Source organism: Micromonospora sp. LA-10, from assembly GCF_051853095.1.
Taxonomy (GTDB): Bacteria; Actinomycetota; Actinomycetes; order Mycobacteriales; family Micromonosporaceae; genus Micromonospora; species Micromonospora echinospora_A.
This window is the reverse complement of the sequence record NZ_CP195710.1, coordinates 2,069,218-2,083,737: the sequence shown is the minus strand read 5'-3', so window position 1 is coordinate 2,083,737 and position 14,520 is coordinate 2,069,218. Positions and strand designations below refer to the sequence as shown.

Sequence of the window (14,520 nt, the reverse complement as noted above, 5' to 3'; positions counted from 1 at the left end):
CGACCGGCGGCGAGCCGTGGTGGCCCCGGGCTCAGTCCCGGGTCGCCGGCTGCTGGCCCCGCACCACGAGCTGGTCGAGCAGCGTCGCGGTGGCGGCGGCCACGGCGTCCACCGCGGCGTCGAACGCGGCGGCGTTGTGCGCCGCCGGGGCACGGAATCCGGAGATCTTCCGGACGTACTGCAACGCGGCGGCGCGGATGTCCTCCTCGGTCACCACCGGGACGTACGGCTCACGCAGGGTCTTGATGCTCCGGCACATGGCTCCTCCTCGTTCGGTCCGACCAGCTCCACCCGGATACGCTGTCCGGGTCATGACTACCGCAGCCGCGGGCAGCCCGCGCACCTACCAGGTGCGTACGTACGGCTGCCAGATGAACGTGCACGACTCCGAGCGCATCTCCGGCCTCCTCGAGGACGCCGGTTACGTGCGCGCAGCCGAGGCCGACGATCAGCCCGACGTGGTGGTGTTCAACACCTGCGCGGTCCGGGAGAACGCCGACAACCGGCTCTACGGCAACCTGGGTCATCTGCGCCCCGTGAAGGCGAAGCACCCCGGGATGCAGATCGCCGTCGGCGGCTGCCTGGCCCAGAAGGACCGCGGCGACATCGTCCGCAAGGCGCCCTGGGTGGACGTCGTCTTCGGCACGCACAACATCGGCGCGCTGCCGGCGCTGCTGGACCGGGCACGGCACAACGCCGCGGCCGAGGTGGAGATCCTGGAGTCGCTGGAGGTGTTCCCCTCCACGCTGCCGACCCGGCGCGAGTCGACGTACGCCGGATGGGTCTCGATCTCCGTCGGCTGCAACAACACCTGCACGTTCTGCATCGTGCCCTCCCTGCGCGGCAAGGAGAAGGACCGCCGCCCCGGCGACGTCCTCGCCGAGGTGCGCGCGCTCGCCGACGCCGGCGTGCTAGAGGTGACGCTGCTCGGGCAGAACGTCAACTCGTACGGCGTCGAGTTCGGCGACCGGTACGCGTTCGGCAAGCTGCTGCGCGCCTGCGGCGACATCGACGGGCTGGAGCGGGTGCGATTCACCAGCCCGCACCCGAAGGACTTCACCGACGACGTGATCGCGGCGATGGCGGAGACGCCCAACGTCTGCCACTCGCTGCACATGCCGTTGCAGTCCGGCTCGGACGACGTGCTGCGGGCGATGCGCCGCTCGTACCGGTCGGAGCGTTACCTGGGGATCATCTCCAAGGTCCGGGCGGCGATGCCGGACGCGGCGATCACCACCGACATCATCGTCGGCTTCCCCGGCGAGACCGAGGCGGACTTCGCCCGCACGCTCGACGTGGTCCGGGAGGCGCGGTTCTCCTCGGCGTTCACGTTCCAGTACTCCAAGCGCCCCGGCACCCCGGCCGCCACGATGGACGGGCAGCTTCCCAAGCAGGTCGTGCAGGAGCGTTACGAGCGGCTGATCGCCTGCGTCGAGGAGATCACCTGGGCGGAGAACAAGAAGCTGGTCGGGGAGACCGTCGAGGTGCTGGTGGCAGTCGGCGAGGGCCGCAAGGACGAGCGCACCGGCCGGATGTCCGGGCGGGCCCGCGACGGGCGCCTCGTGCACTTCGCCACCGGTGAGCTGGCCGGGCAGATCCGCCCCGGCGACATCGTGCACACCACTGTCACGTACGCCGCCCCGCACCACCTGAACGCCGACGGCGCGCCGCTGGCCCACCGGCGTACCCGGGCCGGTGACGCGGCCGAGGCGGGACAGGTCCCGCGTACGCCCGGGGTGCTGCTCGGACTGCCGACGATCGGCGCACCAGCTCCGTCACCGGCCCCCACCGGCGGCTGCGCCGCCCACTGACCCCCCCCCGCGTAAGGAAGGGCCCCCTTTTAACACTCAGTGTTAAAAGGGGGCCCTTCCTCTACCGCAGGCGTTAATAAGGGGCCCTTCCTTACACGGTCAGCAAGCGGTGCCGTTGAGCTTGACCGTGGCGGGGGCGGCAGCGGTGCCGTTGGCGGTGAAGCCGACGGTGACCGACGCGCCCGCCGCCAGCGACGACGCCCAGCCCGGTGCGGCAGCCGTCACAGTGGTGCCGGACTGCGTGACGGTGGCGTTCCAGCCGCTGGCGAGCGTCACCCCGGACGGCCAGGTCCAGGTGGCCGACCACGGGTTCACCGCGGCGGTGCCGGTGTTCTTCACGGTCAACTCACCCTGGAAGCCACCCGACCAGGAGTTGATCTGCTTGTAGGTGGCGGTGCAGCCACCGGTGACGGGCGGCGGCGGGGTGGTCGGCGCCGGTGACGTGTTCGGGGTGCCGGTGGGGGACGGGCTGGTGGTGCCGCCACCGCCGGTCGGCGGGATCAGGTACGGCGTGAGGATGTCCTGCTTCGGCTGGTTGATCGTGGTCCAGTCGTCGTTGGCGATGCCGCCGGTGTCACCGGAGTTCGGGTTCCACGACCAGTACGTGAACGACATCCCGTTCACGCCGGTGCCGGTGTACGCCATCAGGTTCTGGAGCCAGATCTTGTCCTTGGGGTCCTGGAGCGTGGTGCCGAACTCGCCCATCATGATCGGCGCGATGTTCTGCTTGTAGAGGTAGCCCCAGTACTTGTCCCAGATGGCCGGCATGTTCGCCGGGTAGGTCGGGTCGTCGAACCAGGCCTGCCGGTAGACCGACGTGGCGTACTCGTGCGGCGAGTAGACCAGCCGGTTCGCCACGTTCAGCCGGACCGGGAACTGCCCGGCCTTGGACAGGTTGCCGCCCCACCAGCCGCAGTCCTCGTCGTTGCTGGGGTCGTTGTCCCAGACGTTCGACAGGCCGCCGCTCGGGCAGCTCACCCCCTCCACGAAGATCAGCCAGTTCGGCTGCACGCCGAGGATCGCGTTGCCGGCCCGCTCGGCGGCCAGCCGCCAGTCCCGGGCGGTGTCGCCGCAGCCCCAGCAGGCGCCGGTGGCGGCCGGGTTGGTGCCCTCGGCGTGCGGCTCGTTGTGCAGGTCCGCGCCGATCACAGTGGTGTTGCCGGCGTACCGCTGGGCCAGCATCTTCCAGTCGTTGATCCAGGTCGCCTCGGAGACCGTCGAGGTGTACCAGAGCGGCGACTGACCGGCCGACGTCGGCCGGTGCCGGTCCAGGATGACCCGCATCCCCTTGCTGCCCGCGTAGTCGATGACCTTGTCGAGGACCTGCAGCGGGGAGAGCCCGATCAGGTCCGGGTTGACGAAGTCGTTGATGCCGGTCGCGGTCGCGCCGGCCTTGAGCGCGTCGTTCGAGTACGGGATGCGCAGCGTGTTGTAGCCGAGCCGGGCCATGGTGTCGAGCTGCGAACGCCACGGGTTGCTCGACCACAGGCCGTGGAACGTCTTGTTGTCGGTCTCCATGCCGAACCAGTTGATGCCGGTCAGCCGGACGGTCGTGCCCGTGCTGTCGACGATCTTGTTGCCGCTGGTGTGCAGGTAACCGGTGCCGGTGCCACCGGCGGCCGCGGCTGCAGGTGCGGTGGAGACGGCGGCGGCGACGAGAACGCCGGCCGCTGCGGTGGCTAGCGCCGTCAGGGCGCCGCCGAGGGCGGTGCGTCGGTGCATGGAAGCTCCACTTCGGATGCCCGCGCCGCGCAGGCGCCGCGGGCGGCAGGACCAGGAGGCACGTCCCGCTCGTCATCGAGTACGCGCGCAGCGCGCGCCGGGCCGTGTCGTGTGGACGGCCACCCGCGAGATGTCACACCGGCGACCGTCGACGGCGAGATCAGCCGTCGGTGCCCTCGTCCCGGTGCCTGAACCTGGCTCCGCCGCTCATTCTGATCAGCCTGCCTCGATGCGTCAACCCGGCCCGGACGCAGGTGAGCCCCCGGCCGCTCCGGCCGGGGGCTCACCTGTGGCGTGTCTGTCCGCCGGCCTGCCGGCCGGGGCGCTTCCGTCAGCCGGCGGCCTGCTCGGCGAGCTGGAGGAACTGCCGCTTCGACGCGAGCGCCTGCTCGGCCTCCTTGATCCGGCGGGTGTCACCGGCGGCCTGGGCGCGGGCCAGCCGGTCCTCGGCCTCGGCGACCTGGGCGCGCATCTGCGCCAGCAGCGGGTTGTCCTCCTTGGAGGTACGCCGCCACGCCGAGTCCATCACCTCGCGGACCTTGTCGTCCACGGCCCGCAGCCGGCGCTCCAGCCCGGAGGCGGCCTCGCGGGGCACCCGGCCGGCCTCGTGCCACTGCGCCTGGATCTCCCGCAGCTTCGCCTGCGCGCCCTTCGGGTCGGCGTCGACGTCGAGCGCCTCGGCCTCGGCCAGCAGCGCCTGCTTGCGCTCCAGGTTGGCGCGCTGCTCGTTGTCGCGCGCCGAGAAGACCTCGCTGCGCCGGCTGAAGAACTCGTCCTGCGCGGCCCGGAACCGTTCCCAGAGCTTCTGCTCGGCCTCCTTGGCGGCGCGCGGCGCGGCCTTCCACTGGGCCATCAGGTCCTTGAGCTGACCGGCGGTGACGCCCCAGTCGGTGGAGTCCTTGAGCTTCTCCGCCTCGGCGACCAGCTCCTCCTTGACCGTCTGCGCCTGCTTGCGCTGCTGGTCGAGGGAGGCGAAGTGGGCGCCCCGGCGGCGGGTGAAGCCGTCCCGGGCGGCCGCGAACCGCTTCCACAGCTCACCGTCGGTCTTCTTGTCGACGCCGCGGATGGTCTTCCACTCGTCGAGGATCTCCTTGAGCCGGTCCCCGGCGGTCTTCCAGCCGGTCGACTCGGCGGCCAGCTTCTCGGCCTCCTCGACCAGGGCGGTCTTGCGCGCCAGCGCCTCACCGCGGGCGGCCTCGCGGGCCGCCTTGGCCTCGCCGGCCTTCTCCTCGGCGACGACGGCGAGCTTGTCCAGCCGGGCGGCCAGCGCGTCGAGGTCACCGACCACGTGCGCCTCGGCCAGCGAACCGCGGATCCGCCGGATCGTGGTCAGGGAGTGGCCGGCATCAGCCGCGCCCGAGTTGAGCCGGGCCTCGGTCAGGTCGACCTCGGTCACCAGATCGGCGTAGCGCCGGGCGAAATGGGCGAGCCCTTCCTCCGGTGCGCCCGCCTGCCAGGATCCGACCACCCGCTCGCCCTCGGCCGTCTTGACGTAGACGGTGCCGTCCTCGTCCACCCGTCCGAAGGCAGTCCAGTCGCTCATGTGCCCATCCTCGTTCTCCCGGCGTCGAGGGGACAGTCCCCTCGAATCGCCGCCACGGCGCAGCAAACTTTCTCCCGGCATTGTCACAGGTCCGACCCGGTCCGTGTCGAGCGCCTGCCGTCGACCGTGACCATACGGTGTCGTACGCCCTCGATGACCGGATCGGCGCGGGGACGCACCGGCGGATCCCGATAGGTTGGGGGGCGTGCCACTGGTCGCCGCCGCCGTCTGCCCCCACCCGCCGCTCATCGTGCCCGAGCTGGCCGGCGCCGCCGCGCCCGAGCTGGACGACCTGCGCGCCGCCGCCGACGCCGCTGTGGCCCGGCTGCTCGCCGCCGAGCCCGAGGCGATCCTGCTGATCGGCGGCGGACCGGAGACCGTCCGGTTCAACGCCGCCGAGCACGGTTCGCTGCGCCCGTACGGGCTGGACCGGCACGTGCGGCTCTGGAAGGTCAACTGCGCGGGCGGGGACCGCCTGCCGCTGAGCCTGACCGTCGGCGCCTGGCTGCTGAACCGCTCCGGCACCGAGCTGCCCCGCCTGGCCCGGTCGGTGGCGCACGACGCCACGCCGGCCGATTGCGCGGCGTTCGGCGCGAGCCTGATCGACGACGACGATCCGCGGGTCGCGCTGCTCGTGCTCGGCGACGGGTCCGCCTGCCGCGGCGTCACCGCGCCGGGGTACGACGACCCGCGCGCGCCCGCGTACGACGAAGCGGTTGCGGTTGCCCTGGCCGGCGCGGACACGGCGGCGCTGCGCGACCTGGACCCGGTGCTGTCGGCGCAGCTGCGGGTCGCCGGGCGCGCGCCGTGGCAGGCGCTGGCCGGCGCGGTCGACGCGGCCGGCGGCGACTGGCGGGGTGAGCTGGGTTACCACCGCGCCCCCTACGGCGTGGCCTACTTCGTGGCGAACTGGGAGCGGGCGTGAGCGTCGTCGCCGTGGTCGGGCCGACCGCGGCCGGCAAGTCGGCGCTGAGCATCGCGCTGGCGCACGCGCTCGACGGTGAGGTGGTCAACGCCGACTCGATGCAGCTCTACCGGGGCATGGACATCGGCACCGCGAAGCTGACACCGGCCGAACGCGAGGGTGTGCCGCATCACCTGCTGGACATCTGGCCGGTGACCGAACCGGCGAGCGTCGCGGAATACCAGGCGCTGGCGCGCGCCGCAGTCGACGACATCCTGGCCCGGGGGCGGGTGCCGCTGCTGGTCGGCGGCTCCGGGCTGTACGTGCGGGCGGTGCTGGAACAGTTCGAGTTCCCCGGCACCGACCCGGCGCTGCGGCAGCGGCTGGAGGCCGAACTGGCCGCTGTCGGCCCGCTGCCGCTGCACGCTCGGCTGGCCGAGGCGGACCCGGGCGCGGCGGCGAGCATCCTGCCCACGAACGGGCGGCGGATCGTGCGGGCGCTGGAGGTGATCGAGCTGACCGGCGCGCCGTTCACCGCGTCGCTGCCGTCGCCGACGCCGTACTACCCGTCGGTGCAGCTCGGCGTCGACCTGGACACCGCGCTGCTGGACGAGCGGATCGCGCTGCGGGTGGACCGGATGTGGGCCGACGGCCTCGTCGACGAGGTGCGGGCGCTGGTCGCCGAAGGGCTGCCCGAGGGGCGCACGGCCAGCCGGGCGCTCGGCTACCAGCAGGTGCTGCGCTTCCTGGCCGGGGAGCTGACCGAGGCCGAAGCACACGAGGAGACCGTCCGCGCCACCCGCCGGTTCGTCCGCCGGCAGCGCTCCTGGTTCCGGCGCGACCCGCGCGTGCACTGGCTGGACTCGGCGTCACCCACGTTTCTCGACACTGCCCTGCGGGTGGTCGCCGAGCATCGGCCATGATGGGGGCGTGGAGTTCACCAAGGGTCACGGCACCGGCAACGACTTCGTCATCCTGCCCGACCCGGACGGCACCCTCGACCTGACACCCGGCCTGGTCGCCGCGCTCTGCGACAGGCGGCGCGGCCTCGGCGGCGACGGCGTGCTGCGTGTCGTACGCGCCGCCAGGCACCCCGAGGGCGTCGCGCTCGCGGGCGAGGCCGAGTGGTTCATGGACTACTGGAACTCCGACGGCTCGTTCGCCGAGATGTGCGGCAACGGGGCCCGCGTGTTCGTGCGCTACCTGCTGGACCGCTCGCTGGCCGTCGCCCCCTCCTCTTCCTCGTCCTCTGTCTCGTCGGGCGGGACGCTGCCGATCGCCACCCGCGCCGGACTGGTCCGGGCCCGCGTCGAGGGCGCGGACGTGGCGGTCGAGATGCGCCGCCCCCGGCTGTACGACACGGCCACCGCCACGCTCGGCGGGCTCACGCTGCCCGGCGCCGCCGTGGACGTCGGCAACCCGCACCTGGTGTGCGCGCTGCCCGCCGCGCTGGAGTTGACGGCGCTCGACCTCACCCGCGCGCCCGAGGTCGACGCGGGGGTCTTCCCGGCCGGGGTGAACGTCGAGTTCACCACGCCGGGCGAACCGGTCACGGGCACCGACGCGCACGTGCTGATGCGGGTCTACGAGCGCGGCTCGGCCGAAACGCTGTCCTGCGGCACCGGCGCGTGCGCGGTCGGCGCGGTGGCGTTGCGCGACGCCGGCCTGGACACCGGCACAGTGGCGGTGGACGTGCCCGGCGGACGCCTGACGGTCACCGTGACAGCCGACTCCTGCTGGCTGTCCGGCCCAGCGGTCCTGGTGGCAACGGGCACCCTGACCCCTTCCGCCCTGACTCCCTGACAGTTCCGCCTTCGGCGCCTCTGCCGGTTGATCAAGGAGTTTGCGGCGGATTTCCAGTGGTCCGGTGACGCGAACTCCTTGGTCAACACCCGGGCTGAGTGGTGTTTCGCGGGCCGGCCGTCCCGTGCTCGGCGCACTGCTGCCCGGCCGTTCCGTGCTCGGTGCCCTGCTGCCAGGCGTCCCGTGCTCGGCGTGCTGCTGCCCGGCCGTCCCGTGCTCGGTGCCCTGCCGCCGGGGTCGAGAGCGACCGCGTCGCGCAGCTGGATTCGCGTCCCGCCGTTGGTGCGCTGCTGCCCGACCGTCCCGCCCCGCGGCGCACTGCTGCCAGGGCGTCCCGCCCTCGGCGCGCTGCCGTCCTGCTGCCCGCATGATCAACACCAGTTCGGGGAAGTGGTGGTGTCGTGGGCCCTCTGATGCCACCACCCCGGCGAAGTGGTGTTGATCAAGGGTGCTGATGCCCCCACTTCGGGGAAATGGAGTCGATCAAGCGGCGGCGATAGGCCCATCTGTCTGAATTGTCCCGTCAAGGCGAGCCGCTGCTGGAGATCTTGGAAGATTCGGGCCCCTATGACGGCCCTTTCCTTCCAAGATCTCGTGTGGACGCGCCAGGGGCGCCTGACTATGCGGGTGCGGGTGCGGGGACGCACGCGCGTGCGCCGCCCCGGTGGGAGGTGTTGCCCCGCGAAGCCCCCCCCCCGCGAGGCGGTGCCCAACGAGGTGTTGCCCTCCGAGGCGGTGCCCCGCGAGGCGGTGCCCCGCGAGGCGGTGCCCTACGGGGTGGTGCCCTGCGAGGCGCCGCCCTACGAGGAGGTGCCCCCGCAGGAAGGTGCCCGCGAGAAGGCCCTGGCCTGTGCGAAGGCGCCGCGAGAGGCAGGGGTGTGCCTGGGTCAGGGGGTGGCGCTGGCGTTGGCGGCGATCTCGGGCAGGTCGGCTGGACCCGGGTCCGCCGCCGGTGCCGGCGTGGCGGCCGGGTTCTGGGCGGCGGCCCGTACCGCGGCGGCCACCGCCGGGGCGACCCGGGAGTCGAACACGCTCGGCACGATCACCGTCGGGTTGATCTTGTCCTCGCCGACCACGTCGGCGATGGCCCGGGCGGCCGCGAGCGCCATCTCCTCGGTGAACTCCTCGGCGTGCGCGTCGAGCATGCCGCGGAACACGCCGGGGAAGGCGAGCACGTTGTTGATCTGGTTGGGCTGGTCCGAGCGGCCGGTGGCGACCACTGCGGCGTACTTGCGCGCCTCGCGCGGGTCGACCTCCGGGTCGGGGTTGGCGAGCGCGAAGACGATCGAGTCCTTCGCCATCTGGGCGACGTCCTCGCCGGTGAGCAGGTTCGGCGCGCTGACGCCGATGAACACGTCCGCGCCGCGTACCGCACCGGCCAGGTCGCCGGAGTAGTTCTCCTTGTTGGTGTTCTCGGCCAGCCACTGCCAGGCCGGGTTGAGGTCCGGCAGACCGCGGTGCAGGGCGCCCTGGCGGTCGTACGCGATGATGTCGCCGACGCCCTGGCGCAGCAGCAGCTTCATGATCGCGGTGCCGGCCGCGCCGGCGCCGGAGACCACGACCCGGACGTCCGCGAGCTGCTTGCCCACGACGCGCAGCGCGTTGGTGAGCGCGGCCAGCACGCAGATCGCGGTGCCGTGCTGGTCGTCGTGGAAGACCGGGATGTCGAGGGCCTCGCGCAGCCGGGCCTCGATCTCGAAGCAGCGCGGCGCGGCGATGTCCTCCAGGTTGATCCCGCCGTACGCGGGCGCGATCGCCTTGACGATCGCCACGATCTCGTCGGTGTCCTGGGTGTCCAGGACCACCGGCCAGGCGTCCACCCCGCCGAAGCGCTTGAACAGCGCGGCCTTGCCCTCCATCACCGGCAGCGAGGCGGCCGGGCCGAGGTTGCCCAGGCCGAGCACGGCGGTGCCGTCGCTGACCACGGCGACGGTGTTGCGCTTGATGGTGAGCCGGCGGGCGTCGGCCGGGTTCTCCGCGATGGCCATGCAGACCCGGGCCACCCCGGGGGTGTACGCGCGGGACAGCTCGTCGCGGGTGCGCAGCGCGACCTTCGGGGTGACCTCGATCTTGCCGCCGAGGTGCAGCAGGAACGTCCGGTCGGAGACCTTGCGCACGTCCACCCCGTCGAGCGCGGTGAGCGCGTCGACGACCTGGTCGGCGTGACCGGCGTCGGCGGTGTCGCAGGTGAGGTCGACGATCACGTTCGTGGGGTCGGAGTCGACCACGTCCAGCGCGGTGACGATGGCCCCGGCTTCGCCGGCGGCGGTGGTGAGCCGGCCGATGGAGGTGGCGTCGGCGGGTACCGCGATCCGGATGGTGATGGAGAATCCGGCACTCGGCAGTCGTGTGTTGGCCACGAGAAACTCCTCCGTCGGCGCTGAGCGGCTCGACTGGCATTTCTACTCGCCTGCCCAGGTCGCCCGGCATCCGCCCCCGCTACCGGTCGGTAGCGTCACGGGCATAAGACAGGTGCGCCCGGCGTTGACACATGTCAGGATTGCTGTCACGCGCCGAAAATTCTCGGCGATGCACATAACGGACAGGAGACGCAGTTTGCGCGAGCAGGAGACCTTCCATCCCTACGAGGACGACGAGCTCGAGGCCACCACAGGTGAGTACGAGCTGTCGGAGCGGCAGGCGCTGCGGCGGGTCCCCGGCCTCTCCACCGAACTCACCGACATCACCGAGGTCGAATACCGCCAGCTGCGGCTGGAGCGGGTCGTCCTGGTCGGGGTCTGGACCGAGGGCACGCAGACCGACGCCGACAACAGCCTCACGGAGCTGGCGGCGCTGGCCGAGACGGCCGGCTCGCAGGTGCTCGAAGGGCTGATCCAGCGCCGGCACCGGCCCGACCCGGCCACGTACATCGGCCGCGGCAAGGTCGACGACCTGGGCGCCGTGGTGCTCGCCACCGGCGCCGACACGATCATCTGCGACGGTGAGCTGTCGCCGTCGCAGCTGCGCAACCTGGAGCAGCGCACCAAGGTCAAGGTGGTCGACCGGACCGCCCTGATCCTGGACATCTTCGCCCAGCACGCCAAGAGCAAGGAGGGCAAGGCGCAGGTCGAGCTGGCCCAGCTCGAATACCTGCTGCCGCGCCTGCGCGGCTGGGGCGAGACGCTGTCCCGGCAGACCGGCGGTAGCGGTCGCGGCGGTGGCGCCGGCGGCGGCGTGGGTCTGCGCGGTCCCGGTGAGACCAAGCTGGAGACCGACCGGCGGCGCATCCGGCACCGCATCGCGCGGCTGCGCCGCGAGATCAAGAGCATGGCGACGGTACGCCAGACCAAGCGCGCCCGGCGCACCCGTAACGCGGTGCCCGCGGTGGCCATCGCCGGCTACACCAACGCCGGCAAGTCCAGCCTGCTCAACCGCCTCACCGGGGCGGGCGTGCTGGTGGAGAACGCGCTGTTCGCCACGCTGGATCCGACCACCCGCCGCGCCACCACGTCCGACGGGCGGCTCTACACGCTGTCCGACACCGTCGGCTTCGTCCGGCACCTGCCGCACCAGATCGTCGAGGCGTTCCGCTCGACGCTGGAGGAGGTCGCCGACGCGGACCTGGTCGTGCACGTGGTCGACGGCACCCACCCGGACCCGGAGGAGCAGGTCCGGGCGGTACGCGAGGTGCTCGCCGAGGTGGGCGCCGACCGGCTGCCGGAACTACTGGTGGTGAACAAGACCGACGCCACCGACGAGGAGACGATGCTGCGGCTCAAGCGGCTGTGGCCGGACGCCGTGTTCGTCTCCGCGCACAGCGGGCGCGGGATCGACGAGCTGCGCGAGACGGTCGAGCGACGGCTGCCCCGGCCCGCCGTCGAGGTGCGCGTGGTGCTCCCGTACGACCGGGGTGACCTGGTCGCCCGGGCGCACCGGCAGGGTGAGGTGCTCAGCACCGCGCACCTGCCCGAGGGCACGCTGCTGCACGTACGGGTGGGCCAGGGGCTCGCCGCCGAGCTCGCGCCCTTCCGGGCGGGGGACCGGCTGACCAGCGACGAGCGGGTGGGTGCCGGACGGTGAGCCGTCCGGCGTCACCCGCCGGAAACCCCCGCCGTGCGACACTGAGCGTCATGCGGCACGTTGTCTCCTCGGTCACGCTCGCGCTCGGCCTGGTCGGCGCGGTCGTGGCGCCGGCCGGGCCGGCCCCGGCGGCACCCGCCGCGGCCCCCGTGCTGGCCGCGGCTCCCAAGAAGAAGTGCACGGTCGAGGACAACCGCCTCCGCGAGCTGTCCGGTCTGATCGCCACCAGCAGCGGGTACGTCGTGATCAACGACGGCACCGACGACCCCAGCCGCAAGCGGGTCTTCTACCTGGACGCCAAGTGCAAGGTCGACAAGGAGGTCCGGTACTCCGGTGACGGGCCCTTCGACACGGAGGACCTGGCGCTCAGTCCGGACCGCAAGACCCTCTGGATCGCGGACACGGGCGACAACGTGGAGAAGAAGACCCGCCGGGAGCGGGTAGCGGTCTGGACGATGCCGCTGAGCGGCGGCAGGCAGCCGGTGCTGCACCGGCTCAGCTACCCGGGCAAGGAGCCGCACGACGCGGAGGCCCTGCTCGTCGGCGACGACAACATGCCGCTGGTGATCACCAAGGACCTGTCCGGCAAGTCGGAGATCTTCACGCCGACGGTGAAGCTGAAGACCGCCGGCGACCCCGAGCCGATCCCGATGAAGAAGGTCGGCGAGGTCACGCTGCCGAAGACCGACACCGAGAACAAGCTCGGCTCGCCCGGGCGGGTGCTGGTGACCGGCGCGGCCCGCTCGCCCGACGGCAGCAAGGTGGTGCTGCGCACGTACGCCGACGCGTTCGAGTTCGACGTGTCCGGCGGCGACATCGTCAAGGCGCTGACCACCGGTAAGCCGCGGATCACCCCGCTGGCCGACCCGTTCGGCGAGGCGATCTCGTACACGCCCGACGGCAAGTTGTTCGTCACCGTCTCCGACGGCGGCACGCTCGACGACTCGGACCCGATCGAGATCCTCAGCTACACGCCGTCCACCACGGGGGTGGAGGCGCTTCCGAACGGCGGCAAGGCCGAGACGAAGGCGGCCGCCGAGAAGTCCTGGCTCGAGGGGCTCTCACTCGACGAGATCACGTACCTGATCGCGGCGGTCGGGGTGCTCGGCGCGCTCCTGGTCGGCGCGGGCGTCTTCGGCATCCTGCGGTCGCGGCGCAAGCCGGCGCCCCGCGCGGCGGCCGAGGAGCCCGAGCGCAGCGGCGAGTTCCCGGTGAACGGTTTCCCGTCGGGCGAACGGCCGGACGTCCCGCGCGGCGGGGTCTACGGCGGTGGTCAGGGCGGCGTCTACGGTGGCGCGGCAAACGGCGACCGTCCGCCCTCCGGCGGTGTGTACGGCGGTGGCCGCCCGGGCGGCGGCGTGTACGGCGGCGGGCCCCAGGGCGGTGGCCGCGGCCAGGGCGCCGGCCGTCCTCCGGGCGGTAGCCGTCCGCAGGGCGGTGGCGTCTACGGCGGCGGCGCCCCGGCCGGCGGCGGAGGTCGCGGTGGCGGTGGCGGTGTCTACGGCGGAGGCCAGGGCGGCGCGGGCCAGGGCGGTCCGGGCCGTGGCGGCCCGGGTGGCGGCGGAGGTCAGGGCGGTTCGGGCCGTGGCGGCCAGGGTGGCGGCTACGGCGGCGGCCCGGGCGGGGCCGGATACCGCGGGCAGCCCGGCGGTGGCGGGCCGCGCGGGGGCGGCGGCCGGGCCGAGCCGCCGCGTCGCGGCCAGGAACCGCGTGGCGCGCGCCGCGACGACGCTTACGACGACAGGGGCCAGTACGGGCCGGTGTCCGGCGGCGGCCGGGAGTACCGGGGCGACCGCTACTGAGACGACACCGAAAAGGGGTGACCGGCGACGGTCACCCCTTTTCGCTGCTGTCGGGTCAGATGCGGCGCAGCACCGCGACGACGCGACCCATGATGGTGGCGTCGTCGCCGGGGATCGGGTCGAAGGCCGGGTTCTGCGGCATCAGCCAGACGTGCCCGTCCCGGCGCCGGTAGGTCTTCACAGTCGCCTCGCCGTCGAGCATCGCGGCCACGATGTCGCCGACCTCGGCGTTGGGCTGTTGCCGGACGACCACCCAGTCGCCGTCGCAGATCGCCGCGTCGAGCATCGAGTCGCCCTTGACCTGGAGCATGAAGACCTCGCCCTCGCCGACCAGCTCGCGGGGGAGGGGGAAGATGTCCTCCACCGCCTGCTCGGCCAGGATCGGCCCACCGGCGGCGATGCGGCCCAGCATCGGCACGTACGCCGGGGTGGGCCGCTGCGCGCGGGCGGCCTCGTCGTCGGCCTCGCCCGGGGCCCGGACGTCGACGGCGCGCGGCCGGTTCGGGTCGCGGCGCAGGTAGCCCTTCTTCTCCAGCTCCTTGAGCTGGTAGGCGACGCTGGACGGGGAGACCAGCCCGACGGCCTCGCCGATCTCGCGCACGCTCGGCGGGTAGCCGTGCCGCTCGACCCAGGTGCGGATGAATTCCAGGATCCGCCGCTGCCGGGCGGTCAGGTCGACGGTCGCCGGGTCGGGGAAGCTGCTCACCACCGGCGTGACCGGTCGCACCGCCGCGGGGGCGGTGCGGCTGCGGGCGGCGCGGGGGCGGCGGGTCGCCGGAGGACCCGCCCCGTCGTTCGGCTGCGGGTTCTTCTGCCGGCTGGCCCGGTCCTCGGTCACGTCCGTCCCTCCCTGGTCGGCGCTGGGGTGCCTCGTCGGCTCGTGGTGCGTGTGGTCTGACCGTATAGGTGAGATCG

The 14,520-nt window shown here is 72.8% G+C and carries 11 protein-coding genes; 6 read left to right on the top strand and 5 right to left on the bottom strand.

Annotated features, from left to right (window positions below; genetic code table 11):
- Positions 1–31 precede the first annotated feature (31 nt).
- The gene (locus ACSDG8_RS09680; protein ID WP_210942863.1) at positions 32–259 is read right to left on the bottom strand and encodes a DUF2277 family protein; all 228 of its coding nucleotides are present in this window, start codon (positions 257–259) and stop codon (positions 32–34) included.
- Positions 260–311: 52 nt separating this feature from the next.
- Here ACSDG8_RS09680 and miaB point away from each other — a divergent pair, with 52 nt between their 5' ends.
- A complete protein-coding gene (miaB, locus tag ACSDG8_RS09675) occupies positions 312–1,811 on the top strand; it encodes a tRNA (N6-isopentenyl adenosine(37)-C2)-methylthiotransferase MiaB (RefSeq protein ID WP_210893128.1) in 1,500 nt (499 codons plus the stop codon).
- 99 nt (positions 1,812–1,910) lie between these two features.
- On the opposite strand, the gene ACSDG8_RS09670 is transcribed toward miaB, so the two are convergent.
- Positions 1,911–3,533: a cellulase family glycosylhydrolase gene (locus tag ACSDG8_RS09670; protein ID WP_210942864.1), complete on the bottom strand. Its 1,623-nt coding sequence runs from the start codon at positions 3,531–3,533 to the stop codon at positions 1,911–1,913.
- Between the two features lie 331 nt (positions 3,534–3,864).
- Positions 3,865–5,076, bottom strand: coding sequence for a DUF349 domain-containing protein (locus tag ACSDG8_RS09665; RefSeq protein ID WP_210893125.1), 1,212 nt, complete (start codon positions 5,074–5,076; stop codon positions 3,865–3,867).
- Positions 5,077–5,272: 196 nt separating this feature from the next.
- Here ACSDG8_RS09665 and ACSDG8_RS09660 point away from each other — a divergent pair, with 196 nt between their 5' ends.
- The 3 genes from ACSDG8_RS09660 to dapF are packed head-to-tail and all read left to right on the top strand — an operon-like array spanning position 5,273 to position 7,783.
- Positions 5,273–6,001 carry a hypothetical protein gene (locus ACSDG8_RS09660; protein WP_210893123.1) on the top strand — a complete coding sequence of 243 codons (729 nt, stop codon included), beginning with the start codon at positions 5,273–5,275 and terminating at the stop codon, positions 5,999–6,001.
- Positions 5,986–6,903, top strand: a complete 918-nt coding sequence (miaA, locus tag ACSDG8_RS09655; RefSeq protein WP_439428040.1) for a tRNA (adenosine(37)-N6)-dimethylallyltransferase MiaA — start codon at positions 5,986–5,988, stop codon at positions 6,901–6,903. Before ACSDG8_RS09660 ends, miaA begins: the two co-directional genes overlap by 16 nt.
- A 7-nt stretch (positions 6,904–6,910) precedes the next feature.
- Positions 6,911–7,783 (top strand): diaminopimelate epimerase, encoded by an 873-nt coding sequence (gene dapF, locus ACSDG8_RS09650; protein WP_439427818.1) that lies wholly within the window; start codon positions 6,911–6,913, stop codon positions 7,781–7,783.
- An 887-nt stretch (positions 7,784–8,670) separates the two neighbouring features.
- On the opposite strand, the gene ACSDG8_RS09645 is transcribed toward dapF, so the two are convergent.
- Positions 8,671–10,143, bottom strand: a complete 1,473-nt coding sequence (locus tag ACSDG8_RS09645) for an NAD-dependent malic enzyme (protein ID WP_210893117.1) — start codon at positions 10,141–10,143, stop codon at positions 8,671–8,673.
- A 196-nt stretch (positions 10,144–10,339) separates the two neighbouring features.
- On the opposite strand from ACSDG8_RS09645, the gene hflX reads away from it, so the two are divergent.
- A complete protein-coding gene (hflX, locus tag ACSDG8_RS09640; RefSeq protein WP_210893115.1) occupies positions 10,340–11,803 on the top strand; it encodes a GTPase HflX in 1,464 nt (487 codons plus the stop codon).
- Positions 11,804–11,853: 50 nt separating this feature from the next.
- Positions 11,854–13,605, top strand: a complete 1,752-nt coding sequence (locus tag ACSDG8_RS09635; protein WP_210942885.1) for a hypothetical protein — start codon at positions 11,854–11,856, stop codon at positions 13,603–13,605.
- A gap of 55 nt (positions 13,606–13,660) precedes the next feature.
- Here the strand turns inward: ACSDG8_RS09635 and lexA are convergent, their stop codons facing one another.
- Entirely contained in the window at positions 13,661–14,443 is a 783-nt protein-coding gene (lexA, locus tag ACSDG8_RS09630; RefSeq protein ID WP_116504900.1) for a transcriptional repressor LexA, read from the bottom strand.
- Positions 14,444–14,520 lie beyond the last annotated feature (77 nt).

What these genes read in the sequence shown, in the direction of transcription:
- ACSDG8_RS09680 (WP_210942863.1), bottom strand. Translation starts at nt 259, where the DNA reads ATGTGCCGGAGCATCAAGACCCTGCGTGAGCCGTACGTCCCGGTGGTG.
- miaB (WP_210893128.1), top strand. Translation starts at nt 312, where the DNA reads ATGACTACCGCAGCCGCGGGCAGCCCGCGCACCTACCAGGTGCGTACG.
- ACSDG8_RS09670 (WP_210942864.1), bottom strand. Translation starts at nt 3,533, where the DNA reads ATGCACCGACGCACCGCCCTCGGCGGCGCCCTGACGGCGCTAGCCACC.
- ACSDG8_RS09665 (WP_210893125.1), bottom strand. Translation starts at nt 5,076, where the DNA reads ATGAGCGACTGGACTGCCTTCGGACGGGTGGACGAGGACGGCACCGTC.
- ACSDG8_RS09635 (WP_210942885.1), top strand. Translation starts at nt 11,854, where the DNA reads ATGCGGCACGTTGTCTCCTCGGTCACGCTCGCGCTCGGCCTGGTCGGC.